The following is a 14,976-nucleotide window of genomic DNA, read 5'->3' on the forward strand; positions in this document are numbered from 1 at the left end:
TGCGCCTCGGTGCCGAGTGCCGCTGCCGTCCCCGTTGACTCGCTCCTCTACTTCGAACTCCTCCCGGCCCGCACCGTCGGAGTTGCCCTCGCGGCGAGCCCGGTTCCCCGCCTCGCCAATCCACACGGCGACATCTCCATTCCGTGTGAGGCCTGCCACACCCCGGACGCGTGGACGCCGCTGCGTGATGACATCGACTTCGACCACAGCGAGCAGACCCGGTTCGCGATGACCGGCAAGCACACCCTCGCCGAGTGCGGCTCCTGTCACCTCGAACTTCGCTTCGACCAGCCCGACCTCACCGCCGACGAGTGCGCCTCCTGCCACCTCGACGTCCACCGGGGCCAGCTCGGCGACGAGTGCCAGACGTGCCACAACACGCAGGATTTCCAGCTCACGAACGGCGCGCTCATCCACGCGCAGACCTCGTTCCCGCTCACCGGCTCGCACCTCCAGATCTCGTGCGAGACGTGCCACACCGACGCCCCCGACGGCCTCTTCGCCCCGCTCGATACCGACTGCTTCGCCTGCCACGCTGTCGATTACCAGACCGCCGCAAGCATCGACCACGTCGCCGCCGGGTTCTCGACGGACTGCGAGCAGTGCCACAGCACGCTCGCCTTCTCCGCCGCCGGTGGCTTCAACCACGTCGTCGTCTCCGACGGCTTCGCGCTCGTCGGGACGCACGCCGAGATCGCGTGTGAGTCGTGCCACACCGTGCCCGGCTTCGAACCCATCTTCGACGCCGCGGATCAGAACGACTGTTTCGCCTGCCACCAGACCGACTACGAACGGACGACGAGCATCGACCACGTCGCCGCCGGCTTCCCGACCGAGTGCCAGCAGTGCCACAGCGTGACAGTGTGGGAGAATGCGACGTTCGAGCACGTCGCCGTGTCGGAGGGCTTCGCGCTCGTCGGCGCGCACGCCAGCCTGCCGTGCTCGTCGTGCCACGTCGGGCCCGACTTCGACGTGCCGACCGACCCGGCCGGGCAAAACGACTGCTTTGCCTGCCACGCGTCCGAGCACGAAGTCGAGCACCCCGGCTTCCCCACCGACTGCTTGCAATGTCACAACGTGAATACGTGGGAGGACGCCGACTTCGAGCATGCCGCCGTCGCCGACGGCTTCGCCCTCGTCGGTGCACACGCCACGCTCGACTGCGCCTCCTGCCACGTCGGAGCGGAGTTCGACACGATTTTCGATCCCGACGGGCAGAACGATTGCCTCGCCTGTCATGCTGCCGAGCATCAGGAAGAGCACCCGTCGTTCCCGACGAACTGCCTCGAATGCCACAACGTCAACACGTGGGACGATGCGGACTTCCAGCACACGGCCGTATCGGGCGGCTTCGCGCTCGTCGGCGCGCATGCCTCGCTAGACTGTGCTTCGTGTCACATCGGCCCAGACTTCGAGCCCATCTTCGACGCGAGCGGCCAGAACGATTGCTTCGCCTGTCATGCCTCCGAACATCAGGAAGAGCATCCCGGCTTCCCGACGGAATGCCTCCAGTGCCACACGGTCGATACGTGGGACGACGCCGACTTCGACCACGTCGCCGCGTCGGAAGGCTTCGCGCTCGTCGGGGCGCACGCGACGCTCGCCTGCGCGTCGTGCCACGTCGGCCCCGACTTCGAGCCCATTTTCGATGCCGAGGGGCAGAACGAGTGCTTCGCCTGCCATGCCCCGGAGCACGAAGAGGAGCACCCGGCCTTCCCCACCGACTGCCTCCAATGTCACAGCGTCAATACGTGGGACGACGCGACCTTCGACCATGCCGTCGTCACTGGCGGGTTCGCCCTCGTCGGAGCACACGCGACCATCGCGTGCTCCTCCTGCCATATCGGGCCGGACTTCGAAGTCATTTTTGAAGCCGACGGCCAGAACGACTGTTTCGCCTGTCACGCTCCCGAGCATGAGGAGGAACACCCTGCGTTTCCCACCGACTGCTTGCAATGCCACAGCGTCGACACGTGGGACGACGCCACGTTCGATCACGCCGTCGTCACGGGGGGCTTCGCGCTCGTAGGCGCGCATGAGACCTTGCCCTGTTCGTCCTGCCATGTGGGTCCCGACTTCGAGGTCATCTTCGACGCGGACAATCAGAACGACTGCTTCGCGTGCCACGCGCCGGAGCATCAGGAAGAGCACCCGGCCTTTCCCACCGACTGTCTCCAGTGCCACAATGTGAACTCATGGGAAGGCGCTGTCTTCAACCACAACACGGCGACCGACTTCGACCTCGTCGGCGCACACGTCAGCCTGCCGTGCTCCTCGTGCCACGTCGGCCCCGACTTCGACCTGATCTTCGAGCCCTTGAACCAGAACGACTGCTTCGCCTGCCACCAGGCCGAGCACGAAGACGAGCACCCGAGCTTCCCGACGAACTGCCTCCAGTGTCACACGGTCGATACGTGGGACGGCGCCGAGTTCGACCACGATCCGTTCTTCCCGATCTACTCTGGCCGGCACGAAGGCGAGTGGGATAGCTGCCAGACCTGTCACAATCAAGGCACCTTCGCCACGTTCACGTGCCTCGTCTGCCACGAGCACAACCGCGAAGACATGGACGACGACCACGACGAGGTCGGCGGCTACGTCTACGAAAGCAACGCCTGCCTCGCCTGCCATCCCGACGGCGACGATCTCGGAGGGACGTTCAAATGAGGCAGACGGGGCTGTACGTGTTATTCACCTTCCTCGCGCTGCTGCCGTGGACGAGCGTCCAGGCGCAGGATGAAGCGAGGATCGACGTGCGCGTCGAGCACATCGCGGGGGAAAACGCGTACCTCGACGCGGGCACCGAGCGCGGCATCGCGGCTGACGACACGCTCGACGTGTGGCGGGGCGACGTACAGCTCGGCCGGCTCCGCGTCGTGAGCGCGACGGTCACGCGCGCCGTCGTCACGTTCGCGGGCGAGCCGTTCCCGATCACGCGCGGCCAGTCGCTCACTGTGGTGCGAACGGCGGTCACCACCCCAGCTGAGCCTGTGCTCGTCGGCGAGCCGGATGCGCCCGCGCCGGCCGACCGAACGTCCATCTTCGACCAGCCTACGGCGCCGTTGCCAAGCAGCACGAGGGCCGAGCCCATCCGGCTCACCGGCCGGCTTCAGGTCGGCACGAGCGCGCTATGGTCGAGCACATCGCCCCTCGTCGGCGACGGCGCGGCAACGACGCGCTCCTTCGCAACGCCGTTCGTCGGCCTGCGCGGGCGTGTCACCGGGCTGCCGGGCGGCCTGCTCGTCAACCTCAACGGCCGCGCGTCGTACCGCTACCGCTCCGACGGCAACTTCGATGAGCCGACCGATCTCCGGCTCTATCACGCCAGCGTCGAGAAGAGATTTTCCATGGTGCAGGTCGAGGCCGGGCGCTTTTTCAACGAGCATGACCGGTTCTCGGGCTACCTCGACGGCGCCCGTGTGCACGTCGGCTCGGCCGTCGCCGGCGTCGGCATCACGGCCGGATTGGAGCCCGACCGCGCCGACGGGATCTTCGCCTCCGACCTCCCGAAGTACACCGTCTACGGCCACTACCGGATCAGCCCGAAGCCGCTCCGCGTCGAGGTATCGGCCGTCGCCGGGCAGGTGCTGCCGCAGACCGAAGGGCTGACGAGCCGGACGTTCGCCGGCGGCACGGCGAGGGCCTCGGGCAACGGGTTCTCGCTCTCGGCCGACGTGCTCGTGGACCGCGACCCCGCCGACGACGCCCTCGCCCTCTCGCGCTTTCTCGTGCGCGGCTCGTGGTCCGTCCTCCCCCGGCTCCGGCTGCGTGCGCGCTACTACCACCGGCGGCCGTACATCCTCTTCGAGACGATTCAGGTGCTGCGCGACGCGAGCGATCGTCTCGGCGGCGGCCTCTCGTACACGCTCGGCGGGCGGACCTTCGGCGGCACCGTCCTCCGCGCCGACCTCTCCCGCTCGACGCGCACCGGCGACGAGGCGAGCCTCACGTATTCCGGCGGCGTCTACGTTCCGCGCCTACCCGGTCTCGGCGTCGGGCTCAACGCGACGGGGAGCGTGTGGACGCGCGACGGGCAGCAGTCGCTCTACGCGCTCGCGTCCGTCACGCGCTCGCTCGGGCGGGCGTACGTCAGCCTCGGCTACCAATTCCAGCAGACGCCGCTCCTCACCGAGTCGCTCACGACGCACGGGATCGAGGGCACGCTGCAGATCCCGCTCATGGACAACGTCTCGGCGACGGTCCAAGTCAACGGCAGCTTCGGCGAGACGATCTCGAACGCCCGCCTCTACACTGGCCTCTGGTGGCGCTTGTGAACGACGAATGACGAGGTACGAATGACGAACGCTTCGTTCGCCGCTCCCTCGTAACTCGTCGTTCGCAGCTCGACACTCGAACTCATGGACCTCCTCATCATCCTCGCTGTCGCGTTCGTGCTCACCGCTGTGGCGGTGGTGCCGTTCTTGCGGAAGCGTCGGGGGCACGAGCGCCGCGCCGAGCGGGCCGAGCAGAAGGCCGAGGAGTACGGGCTCCACGTCCCCGCCTCACTCCACCCCGTCGTCGACCTCTCGAAGTGCCTCGGGTGCGGGGCCTGCACCGCCGTCTGTCCCGAGGGCGACGTGCTCGGCCTCATCGGCGGGCAGGCGCAGCCGATCCAGCCCGCGCGATGCGTCGGCCACGGCCTCTGCCAGCGCTCCTGCCCCACCGACGCCATCTCGCTCGTCTTCGGGACCGCCGAGCGCGGTGTCGACATCCCGCGCATCCAGGGCAACTTCGAGACGAACGTGCCCGGCCTCTACATCGTCGGCGAGCTCGGCGGGATGGGGCTTGTGCGCAACGCCTTCGAGCAGGGGCGGCAGTGCATCGAGGGCATCGTCGCCGAGAAACGAGCGAAGCCGGACGGCGCGCTCGACGTGCTCATCGTCGGGAGCGGGCCGGCGGGGCTCTCGGCCTCCGTCAACGCCGCGCACCACGGGCTCGACTTCGTCACCGTCGACAAGGAGCCCGACCTCGGCGGGACCGTCCGCCATTACCCGCGCCGCAAGCTCGTGATGACGAGCCCGATCACGGTCCCCGGCTACGGCAAGATCGACGCGCGGGAGATCCAGAAAGAAGACCTCGTGTCGCGGTGGAACGACCTCGCCGAACACGCCGGGCTGACGATCAACACGGGCGAGACCGTCTCCGCCATCACCCCGACCGACGGCGATTGCTTCACGGTCGAGACGAACGCGCGGTCGTACCACACGCGGCGCGTCGTGCTCGCGATCGGGCGGCGCGGCATCCCCCGGAAGCTCGGGATTCCCGGCGAGGAGGGCGACCACGTCTACTACAGCCTCGCCGAGCCCGAGCACTTCGCCGGGCAGCGCGTCGTGATCGTCGGCGGCGGCGACTCGGCCGTCGAGGCGGCGATGATGCTCGCCGACGTGGGGGCGACGGTCCGCCTCTCGTACCGCAAGTCCACCCTCTCGCGCATCAAGCCCGGCAACCACGACCGCATCGAAGCCGCGATTGCTGACGGCCGCGTCGAGCCGCTGTGGGAGACGGAGCTCGCGCGGATCGAGCCCGACGCCGTCGTCTACACCGACGCCGACGGGAACGAGCACACGCTCCCGAACGACGAGGTCTTCATCTTCATCGGCGGCGAGCTTCCGAAGAAGTTTCTCGAAGCGTGCGGGATCAAGATGGACACGAAGTTCGGCCGCCCCTGACCGGCCCCGTGCCCCACGGTTACGCTGCGAGAAGAATGGCCGAAGGGGGACGATGAGCGACCGCCTGCGCGTTAGCCCCTCCTCGCCTGTCGCCGTATGTTACCGCAAACCCAACCCCCGTTCCCATGCGCGCGCTCCGTCTCCCCGTCCTCCTCTCCGCCGTCGTGCTCCTCGCCCTCTCGGGCTGCCGCAGCGAGGCCCAGACGCCGACGGTGACCGTCTACAAATCGCCGACGTGCGGGTGCTGCGTGCTGTGGGCCGACCACATGACCGCGTCCGGCTTCACCGTCGAAAGCGTCGACGTGGCGAGCATGGACGACGTGAAGGCCCGCCTCGGCGTGCCGAACACGCTCGCCTCCTGCCACACCGCCGTCGTCGGCGACTACGTGGTCGAGGGCCACGTCCCGGCCGAGGACGTGGAGCGCTTGCTAGCCGAGCAGCCCGACGCCGCCGGCCTCGCCGTGCCGGGGATGCCGATTGGCTCGCCGGGGATGGAGGTCGAGGGCCGACCGGCCGACAGCTACGACGTGTTCCTCTTCACACGGGACGGCCGCGCGAGCGTGTTCTCGCACCACTGACCGTCACTACTTCTCCCGAATATCTGGTTATGTGCCTCGGGGCACCTTGTCGTCAACATGAACAGGATTCTGCTGCTCGCCACCGCCGCCGCGCTCACCTGCTCCGCTACCGCTACGGCGCAGCATGCAGACTCGCTCAACGGCGCCGCAAAGGTGCTGCTTGAGCGAGAAGACTACGTGGCTGCTGTGCCCGCTCTTCGGGAGGCAGCAGAAGCCGGACATCCTGAAGCTCAGTACAACCTCGGGTGGGCACTGATCGAGGGCGCTGGTACTGTCGCCGATCCGGTTGAGGCGAACCGATGGTTGCGGAGCGCGGCGGAGCAAGGGTGGGTAGACGCGCAGTTCAAGCTCGGCTACAGCTACGCGCTCGGCCGAGGTACAGAGCAGAACATGACCAAAGCGTTCCGGTGGTTCGAGACGGCAGCGGAGAACGGCGATGCCGAGGCACAGTTCTTCATCATTGGCATGCTGATGGAAGGTCAGGGCGTGGAGGTGGACCTCGGCCGAGCGCTGGAGTGGGCCGAGCGTTTAGCCGTACAGGAGACCCCGGAGGATCTCCGTATCAGCGGAACTATCACTAACGCCCGCCTGAACCTCGCCCGGATGTATCTCAATGGCGAGCGCGGCGTGGAGCGCGACCCGTTGGAGGCTTACATGTGGCTGCTCATTGCAAACGAGAACAAGATTGACCTCTCGGTGCTGGTCCAGCAGCAGATGATCCGGGATGTCCAAGCGCTGCAAGAAGAACTAGAGTCTGCAGAGCAGGAGCAGGCTCGACAAGAAGCAGTAACCATGCTCGGGCGACCCCTCACCAACCTCGTCAACCTACACGAACAGGAGATATAACCGCTTTGGATGAGCCGGATTGATAGGTGATGGATCCGACCCGGTCTGTACCCAACCCATGGTAAGAGCTTCCGAAGAAGAGGCTGGCGTAGCTTCCCCGCCTTCGCCCGCTGCCCTGCTCCCTGTGCCCTCTCTCGCCGACGCCCGCCCTCGCTTTTCCCCCGCCGACGTCGAGCAGATCGTCTGTGACCGCTACGGGCTCGCGGCGACGGCCTCGCCCCTCCCGAGCGACCGCGACCAGAACTTTTTGCTGCGGCGCGACGGCAAACCTGTCGCGGTGCTGAAGGTCGCGAGCGCGGCCGAAGATCGGGGGATGCTGGAGATGCAGGCAGCGATGATGGCGCGGCTCGAAGCCTGCGGCGTGCCTGCGCCCCGCGTCCGGCCGAGCAGGGAGGGCGAGCGCCTCCTCTCGGTCGAAGCGGACGGGCGGACGCACCTCGCGTGGCTGGTGTCGTACCTCCCCGGCGTCCCGCTCGCCGAGGTCAGCCCGCACAGCCCCGGCCTGCTCCGGTCGCTCGGCCACACGCTCGGCCGGCTCGGCGCGTGTCTCGCCGACTTCGACCACGCCGCCGCGCACCGGACGTTCGACTGGGACCTGCGGCACGCGCCGACCGTCATCCGCCGCCACCTCGGGCACGTACGCGATGCCGAGCGGCGGGCGCTCGTCGGGCGCTTCCTCGACCGGTTCGAGCGGGACACGGCGATGCTCCTCTCCCGCCTCCGCACGAGCGTCATCCACGGCGATGCGAACGATTTCAACGTGCTCGTCGGCCCGCCAACGACGGCCGAGCGCGAGGTCGTCGGGCTGATCGACTTCGGCGACGTGGTGCACTCGTACACCGTCGCTGACCCCGCGATTGCGGCGGCGTACGCGATGCTCGACAAGCCGGACCCGGTCGCGGCGGCGGCGCACGTCGCGGCGGGCTACCACGCGGCGCACCCTCTCACCGAGGCCGAGATCGAAGCCCTCTTCCCGCTCGTGACGATGCGACTCTGCGTGAGCGTGGCGATGTCGGCGTTCCGGCAGACGGCCGAGCCGGACGACGCGTACCTCACGATCAGCGAGCGGCCGGCGTGGGACCTGCTCGAACGGCTCGACGCTGTCCCTCCACAGTGGGCACACCTCCGCCTCCGCGCGGCGTGCGGGTTCGAGCCGAGTCCGTCGTCGCCCGCCGTCGTCGCGTGGCTGCGGGCGCACGCGGACGAGATCGCGCCCGTCGTCGCGCCCGACCCGAGCCGGTCGCCCGTCGTCGTGTTCGACTTCAGCGTGGGCAGCACGGACTGGAGCACGGCCGCGCTCTCGACGCCGATGCTCGCCGCCGACGTGCTGACCGAGCGGATGCGGGCGGCGGGCGCCAAGGTCGGCGTGGGCCGCTACGACGAGGCGCGGCTGGTCTATTCCGGCGCGCAGTTCCGCACGTCGGGCGGCCCGCCGCGCACGATCCACATCGGCATGGACCTGTTCCAACCGGCCGGCGCGCCCCTCTTCGCCCCGCTCGACGGCGTCGTGCACAGCTTCGCCGACAATGACCTCCCGCTCGACTACGGCCCGACGATCATCCTCGAACACCGGCCCGACGACTGCCCGCCATTCTTCACGCTCTACGGCCACCTCAGCGCCGATTCGCTCGACGGGCTCGAAGATGGGCAAGCGGTGCGGAAGGGCGAGCGCTTCGCCGCGCTCGGCGCGCCCGACGAGAACGGCGGCTGGGCGCCGCACCTCCACTTCCAACTCATCACCGACCTCCTCGGTGCGCGCGGCGACTTCCCCGGCGTCGGCGGGGCCGACGAGCGGGACGTGTGGCGGAGCCTCTGCCCGGACCCGAACCTCCTGCTTCGCATCCCCGCCGAGGCATTCCCCCCGCGCGAGCCCACGCACGACGCGATCCTCGACGCGCGGCGGGAGCGGCTCGGCCCGTCGCTCAGCGTGTCGTACCGACAGCCGCTCCACATCGTGCGCGGGGCCGGGACGTACCTCTACGACGCCGACGGGCGAGCCTACCTCGACTGCGTCAACAACGTCTGCCACGTCGGGCATGCGCACCCGCGCGTCGTCGCGGCGGCGGCCGAGCAGATGGCGACGCTGAACACGAATACGCGTTACCTCCACCCAACTATCGTCGCCTATGCCGAGCGGCTGACAGCGCTGCTGCCGGACCCGCTCTCGGTCTGCTTCTTCGTCAACAGCGGCAGCGAAGCGAACGACCTCGCCCTCCGCCTCGCCCGGACGCACACCGCCGCGCAGGGCGTCGTCGCGCTCGACGGCGCGTACCACGGCCATACCGCCGCGCTCATCGACGTGAGCCCGTACAAGCACGACGGCCCCGGTGGCGCGGGCGCTCCGCCCCACGTCCGCATCGCCCCGATGCCGGACGTGTATCGTGGGCTGCATCGTGATTCCGATGCGAGTGCACGCTACGCGGAGCACGTTGCCGACGCTGTCGCCGAGCTGCAGCCCCGGCACGGCGTCGCCGCGTTCATCGCCGAGTCGGTGCTGAGCTGCGGCGGGCAGATCGTGCTGCCAGACGGCTTTCTCGCCGAGGCGTACCGGCACGTGCGGGCCGCCGGTGGCGTCTGCATCGCCGACGAAGTGCAGGTCGGGTTCGGCCGCGTCGGCAGTCACTTCTGGGGATTCGAGACGCAGGGCGTCGTGCCCGACATCGTCACGCTTGGCAAACCGATCGGGAACGGGCACCCGCTCGCAGCGGTCGTGACGACACCCGAAATCGCGGCCTCGTTCGCGAACGGGATGGAGTATTTCAACACGTTCGGCGGGAATCCCGTCTCGTGCGCCGTCGGCCTCGCCGTGCTCGACGTGCTCCGCGACGAGGGCTTGCAGGCCCGCGCCCTCCGCGTCGGTAGTTACCTGAAAGACCGGCTCGACGCGCTCCGCGACCGCCACGCCATCGTCGGCGACGTGCGCGGGCTCGGGCTGTTTCTCGGGATCGAACTCGTGCTCGGCCGTGACACGCGCGCGCCGGCTCCCGCGCAGGCGACGTACCTCGTCGAGCGAATGCGCGAGCACGGCGTCCTCCTCAGCACGGACGGCCCACTCCACAACGTCATCAAGATCAAGCCGCCGCTCCCCTTCGGCGAGGCCGAGGCCGACCGCCTCGCCGACACGCTCGACCGCGTGCTCGGCGAGGATTTCCTCCGTGCGTGACCGGCATCTCGGCACGCGCATGAAGGAAACCGTCATCTCGACCGAGCGCAGACACGCAGGTCGGAGCGAGCGGAGAGATCTCCCCTCGCGATAGGCTGTGACGTGGGAGATCCCTCGGCTGCGCTCGGGATGACATGGTTGAGGTTATGCTGTGCACTGATAGACGACACAGAAAAGCCCGACTGCCGTGGTGGAAGCAGCCGGGCTCGTGGTGGATCGGTGCGCTGGTCAGCGCAAGCTGTTGACGAGCACGAGGTCGACGCGCCCGTCGGCGTCATAGTCGGTCAACTCGGCGAGCGGCCCACGGCTGTCGCGGAGTTGGAGCACGCGGACGTCGCGGGAAGGCCGCACCCACCGGCCGACGATGGGGCCGCTCGCGACGCTCCCGAGGTCGCGCATCGTGGACCGGCCGAGAACCTCGCCGAGCACGCGCTGATCGAGCGTGGCGCGGCGGCGGTCCCGATCACTGCGCGGGGTGCCGAAGATGATGTCTTCGATCGTACGTCGCTCCCATCGGGCTTCGCGGCGGTCGATGCGGCGATCGACGCGCCGGTTGATCCGGCGGTCGTAGCGCGGTGTGGCGAAGCCTTTCTCGTAGCACCAGCGCATGCCCTTCGTCGGATGGCCCTGCCCGTTGCGGCAGAACTTCGGCCCCTTGTCGTTCCGCCGGTCGTCGCGGCGTTCGTACCGGTCGTCGTAGCGGTCGTCGCGGCGTTCGTAGCGGTCGTCGCGGGCGTCACGCCGGTTATCGCGCCGGTCGGGCGCGGAGCGGATGCTGCCGTCGGCGCGGTCGGAGCCGGCGGCCCAGCCCCACCACCCGTCGTCGGTGCGGGACTGCGCGTGGGATTCGGAGGGGAAAGCGGCGAAGACGAAGGCCGCGGCGAGTAGAACGCTCAGTCGGTGCATGGCGGGAGTCGGTTGGGGTGGGAGCCAGCGAGCATGCAACCCGTGGTCCAACAGGAGAGGGAGGGCTTTCGCGCGGGACCGGGCTGCGATTCGTACCAAATACTAGACAACCCTGAACGGGCGGAAGGCCGGGTTAGCGGCGGGCGCGGGCGCGGATACTGGCGTACTGTCCGTCGTTCGTCGTGAGGCCGCGGGTCGGATACTTCCGCGCCTCGCGGCGGACATCCCGGATCCGGTCTTCCGTGAGCGGGTGCGTCGAGAAGAACTGCTCGACGGAGCCCGGGCTGCGCTGCCGGTCGGCGATGAGCTTCTGGAACATCGTCGCCATGCCCTCCGGGTTGTAGCCGGCGCGGGCCATGTAGCGGACGCCGAGTTGGTCGGCCTCGCGCTCCGCGTCACGGGAGAACTTGGCGATCGCGCCGCCGCCCGCGATTTGAGCGGCGATCTGCCCCGCCAAGCCCGGATCCTGACCGAGCAGGATGGCCGCGCCCGCGTTCAGTCCGTAGGCGCTCGTGAGCCGCTCCGTACCGTGGCGTTCGACGCCGTGCGCGATCTCGTGCGCGATCACGCCGGCCAATTCCGCCGTGTTGTCAGCCGCCGCGATCAGCCCGGTGTGGACATAAACGAGGCCGCCGGGCACGTTGAACGCGTTGATCGCATCGTCCTCGACGACGTGGAAGCGCCACGGCAGGTTCGCGAACTCCGTCTGCGCGACGATGCGCTGGCCGAGTTGGTCGACGTACCGGTTCAGCGTCCGGTCGTTCGAGAGGCGGACCTGCTGCGCCACGTCGCGCTCGAGCTGCTCGCCCATCTGCCACTCCTCTTCGAGCGAGACGAGGTTGAAGTCATTGAGCCCGAGCGAGGCACAGCCGGCGAGCGGGAGGCTGACGAGCGCCAGCAGGAGGAAGAGAGAAGGGATAGAAAGGCGTCGCATGGGGAGAGAGGTTGGTGGTGGATGCACCGAGCATGCAAACCCCTTGCCGTTCCTCGACCCCCTGCCGCGCTTGCCGTCGCTTCGCTCCTAGCTTCGCGCGGCGGTCCCTGCCCTCGTCAAGGGGGACAGCTTTTCGCGTCGGGGAGCGCAGCGACCACGCGAAAAGCGGGGGGTCCGCTCATGGCTCGTCGGTCGGCTCTTCGTAGAGCCAGAAGTACCACACGACCCACGCCGCCGCAGCGACACCGACGAGCGTGACGATCCAAGCAGTAGTGTCCATCGGTCAGGGCGCGCCGAGTTGGAAGCGGCGCAGGCGCAGGCTGTTGGTGACGACGGAGACGGACGAGAGCGCCATCGCCGCCGAGGCGAAGATCGGCGAGAGGAGGAGGCCGAAGAAGGGGTAGAGCACGCCCGCCGCGAGCGGGATGCCGATGACGTTGTAGACGAACGCGAAGAAGAGGTTCTGCTTGATCGTCCGCAGCGTGCGCCCGGAGAGCCGGAACGCATCGGCGACGGCGCCGAGGCTGTCGCGCATCAGCGTCACGTCGCTCGCTTCGATGGCGATGTCGGTCCCCGCGCCCATCGCCACGCCGACATCCGCGGCGGCGAGCGCGGGCGCGTCGTTGATCCCGTCACCTACCATCGCTACGACGCGGCCCTCGCGCTGATACCGCCGCACGACCTCGGCTTTGTCGGCCGGGCGGACGTTCGCCTCGACGCGCTCGATTCCGACCTCGGCCGCCACGGCGCGGGCCGACGCCTCGGCGTCGCCCGTCACCATCACGACCTCCAGCCCGAGATCGCGAAGTGCCTGAACAGCGGCCTTCGACGTGGCCCGCACGGTGTCGGCGACGGCGAGCACGCCCGCGGCCGACCCGTCCACGGCGACGCGGACGACGGTTTTGCCCGACGCAGCGAGGTCGGCGTCGAACCCGTCGAGACTGGCTTGCTCGATGCCGTGCTCGGACAGGAAATCGCGGTTGCCGATGAGAACGGCCCGGCCGCCGACCGTCGCATCGATGCCGAGCCCGGTCTGCGATTGGAACGCTTCGACGGCGGGCAGCGCGAGCCCGCGCGCTTCGGCCTCGGCCACAACGGCTGCGCCGATGGGGTGCTCGCTGCGCGACTCGGCGGCGGCCGCGAGCGCGAGCAGGTCGGTCTCGCGCCAATCGCCGACGGGCACGACATCGGTCAAGCGCGGCTCGCCCTCGGTTAGCGTCCCCGTCTTGTCGAGCAGGACGACCTCGACGGCGCGGACACGCTCGACGGCGTCGCCGCCTTTGAGCAGGATGCCGTGCTCGGCCGCCTTCCCCGTCGCCACGACAATCGCGGTCGGCGTGGCGAGGCCGAGCGCGCAGGGGCACGCGATGATGAGCACGCTGACGAACGTGAGGAGCGCGTACGCGAGGCGCGGCTCCGGCCCGAAGTCGAACCAGACGACGAACGTGGCGATCGCGATGAGGAGGACGGTGGGGACGAAGATGCCCGCCACGGTGTCGGCGAGGCGCTGGATCGGCGCTTTGCGGCCCTGCGCTTCGCGGACGAGCCGGACGATCTGCGCGAGCGTCGTGCTCTGGCCCGTCCGGCTGACGCGGAAGGTGAACGCGCCTGTGCGGTTGACCGTCGCCCCGATCACCGCATCGCCGGGCCGTTTCTCGACCGGCAGCGGCTCGCCCGTGAGCATGCTCTCGTCCACGGCCGAGGCCCCGTCGATGAGCGTCCCGTCGAGCGGCACGCGCTCGCCCGGCCGCACGACGACGACCTCGCCGACGGCGACTTCGGCGACGGGCACCTCGACCTCGCGGCCGTCGCGGACGACGCGGGCCGTGTCGGGTTGCAGCCCGATCAGCTTGCGGACGGCGGCACCCGTCTGCCCTTTCGCCCGCTCTTCAAGGGCGCGGCCCGCGAGGATGAGCGTGATGATGACGGCGGCGGCCTCGAAGTACACGTCCGGCATCCGGCCCGTCGCCGCCATCCACACGCCGGGGACGAGCGTCGCGGCGACGCTGTAGCCATACGCCGTCCCGACGCCGAGCGCGACGAGCGTGTTCATGTCGGCGGCGTGGTGGCGGAACGCGCGCCACGCCCCCGTGAAGAACCCCGACCCGGCCCAGAGCACGACGGGCGTCGTGAGCGCGAGCATCAGCCAGCGCATGCCGGGGAAGTCGAGCGCGCCGTGCGCCATCGAGAGGACGACGACGGGGAGCGAGAGCAGCGCCGCGCCGATCAGCTTCCGCTTCGTCGCGCGGTAGCGGGCGGCGCGCTCGCGCTCGACGGCGTCCTCGTCCGCGTGCTCGACCTCGGCGCCGCGCGCGACGAGCCCGGCATCTTCGAGCAGGCGGACGAGCGCGTTCGGGTCGGCAACGCCGGGGACGTAATGCAGTTCAGCCACCGCAGGATCGGCGTCGGCGTCGACTTCGCTGCGGAGGAAGCCGTTCGACCGGGACAGCACCGCTTCGATGTCCGCTTCTGTCGGTGGATTCGCGGCCTCGGCGAGCGGGACGACGAGCGACTCCGTGCGGATGCCGTAGCCCGTCCGCTCGACCGTCGCCGCGAGCCGGTCGATGCCGACCTCGTCCGCGTCGTACTCGACGAGGGCCTCGCCCGTGGCGTAGTTCACGCTCGCCGAGCGGACGCCGGCCTCTCGGCCGAGCTTCTTCTCGATCCGCACGGCGCAGGCCGCGCACTCCATCCCCTCGACGGGGAGGGCGACGCGGGTCGGGCCGTCGGTGTTCGTGGCAGGGATCTGCTGAACGGGAGGTTCCATCGCGGTCGGTCGAAGGTGCCCGGGTCTAACCCTCGGTCGCACGCTCCGATCCCGGCCCGCCAAGCGTTCACACAAAACCCCACCCGCGTTACGGCGCGGGCGGGGTTGGCTGA

The 14,976-nt window shown here is 69.2% G+C and carries 9 protein-coding genes; 6 read left to right on the forward strand and 3 right to left on the reverse strand.

Annotation, left to right across the window (positions count from 1 at the left end; all coding sequences use genetic code 11):
- Nucleotides 1–9: 9 nt before the first annotated feature.
- From ABJF88_18630 to ABJF88_18655, 6 genes are all read left to right on the forward strand, one after another.
- On the forward strand, nucleotides 10–2,667 hold the full coding sequence (locus ABJF88_18630; GenBank protein ID MEP0548957.1) for a hypothetical protein: 2,658 nt from the start codon (nucleotides 10–12) through the stop codon (nucleotides 2,665–2,667).
- Nucleotides 2,668–2,684: 17 nt separating this feature from the next.
- The gene (locus tag ABJF88_18635) at nucleotides 2,685–4,274 is read left to right on the forward strand and encodes a hypothetical protein (GenBank protein MEP0548958.1); all 1,590 of its coding nucleotides are present in this window, start codon (nucleotides 2,685–2,687) and stop codon (nucleotides 4,272–4,274) included.
- 84 nt (nucleotides 4,275–4,358) lie between these two features.
- Nucleotides 4,359–5,669, forward strand: coding sequence for an NAD(P)-binding domain-containing protein (locus ABJF88_18640; protein MEP0548959.1), 1,311 nt, complete (start codon nucleotides 4,359–4,361; stop codon nucleotides 5,667–5,669).
- Between the two features lie 125 nt (nucleotides 5,670–5,794).
- The gene (locus ABJF88_18645; GenBank protein ID MEP0548960.1) at nucleotides 5,795–6,247 is read left to right on the forward strand and encodes a DUF411 domain-containing protein; all 453 of its coding nucleotides are present in this window, start codon (nucleotides 5,795–5,797) and stop codon (nucleotides 6,245–6,247) included.
- Nucleotides 6,248–6,304: 57 nt separating this feature from the next.
- A complete protein-coding gene (locus ABJF88_18650) occupies nucleotides 6,305–7,093 on the forward strand; it encodes a tetratricopeptide repeat protein (protein ID MEP0548961.1) in 789 nt (262 codons plus the stop codon).
- Between the two features lie 124 nt (nucleotides 7,094–7,217).
- A complete protein-coding gene (locus tag ABJF88_18655; protein ID MEP0548962.1) occupies nucleotides 7,218–10,256 on the forward strand; it encodes an aminotransferase class III-fold pyridoxal phosphate-dependent enzyme in 3,039 nt (1,012 codons plus the stop codon).
- Between the two features lie 228 nt (nucleotides 10,257–10,484).
- Here ABJF88_18655 and ABJF88_18660 read toward each other — a convergent pair whose 3' ends face one another.
- The 3 genes from ABJF88_18660 to ABJF88_18670 form a co-directional block, all read right to left on the reverse strand.
- Nucleotides 10,485–11,162: a hypothetical protein gene (locus ABJF88_18660; GenBank protein ID MEP0548963.1), complete on the reverse strand. Its 678-nt coding sequence runs from the start codon at nucleotides 11,160–11,162 to the stop codon at nucleotides 10,485–10,487.
- Nucleotides 11,163–11,295: 133 nt separating this feature from the next.
- A complete protein-coding gene (locus tag ABJF88_18665; GenBank protein ID MEP0548964.1) occupies nucleotides 11,296–12,096 on the reverse strand; it encodes a M48 family metallopeptidase in 801 nt (266 codons plus the stop codon).
- 283 nt (nucleotides 12,097–12,379) lie between these two features.
- Nucleotides 12,380–14,863 carry a heavy metal translocating P-type ATPase gene (locus tag ABJF88_18670; protein ID MEP0548965.1) on the reverse strand — a complete coding sequence of 828 codons (2,484 nt, stop codon included), beginning with the start codon at nucleotides 14,861–14,863 and terminating at the stop codon, nucleotides 12,380–12,382.
- Nucleotides 14,864–14,976 lie beyond the last annotated feature (113 nt).

Source organism: Rhodothermales bacterium (genome assembly GCA_039944855.1).
Lineage (GTDB): Bacteria > Bacteroidota > Rhodothermia > Rhodothermales > JANQRZ01 > JBBSMX01.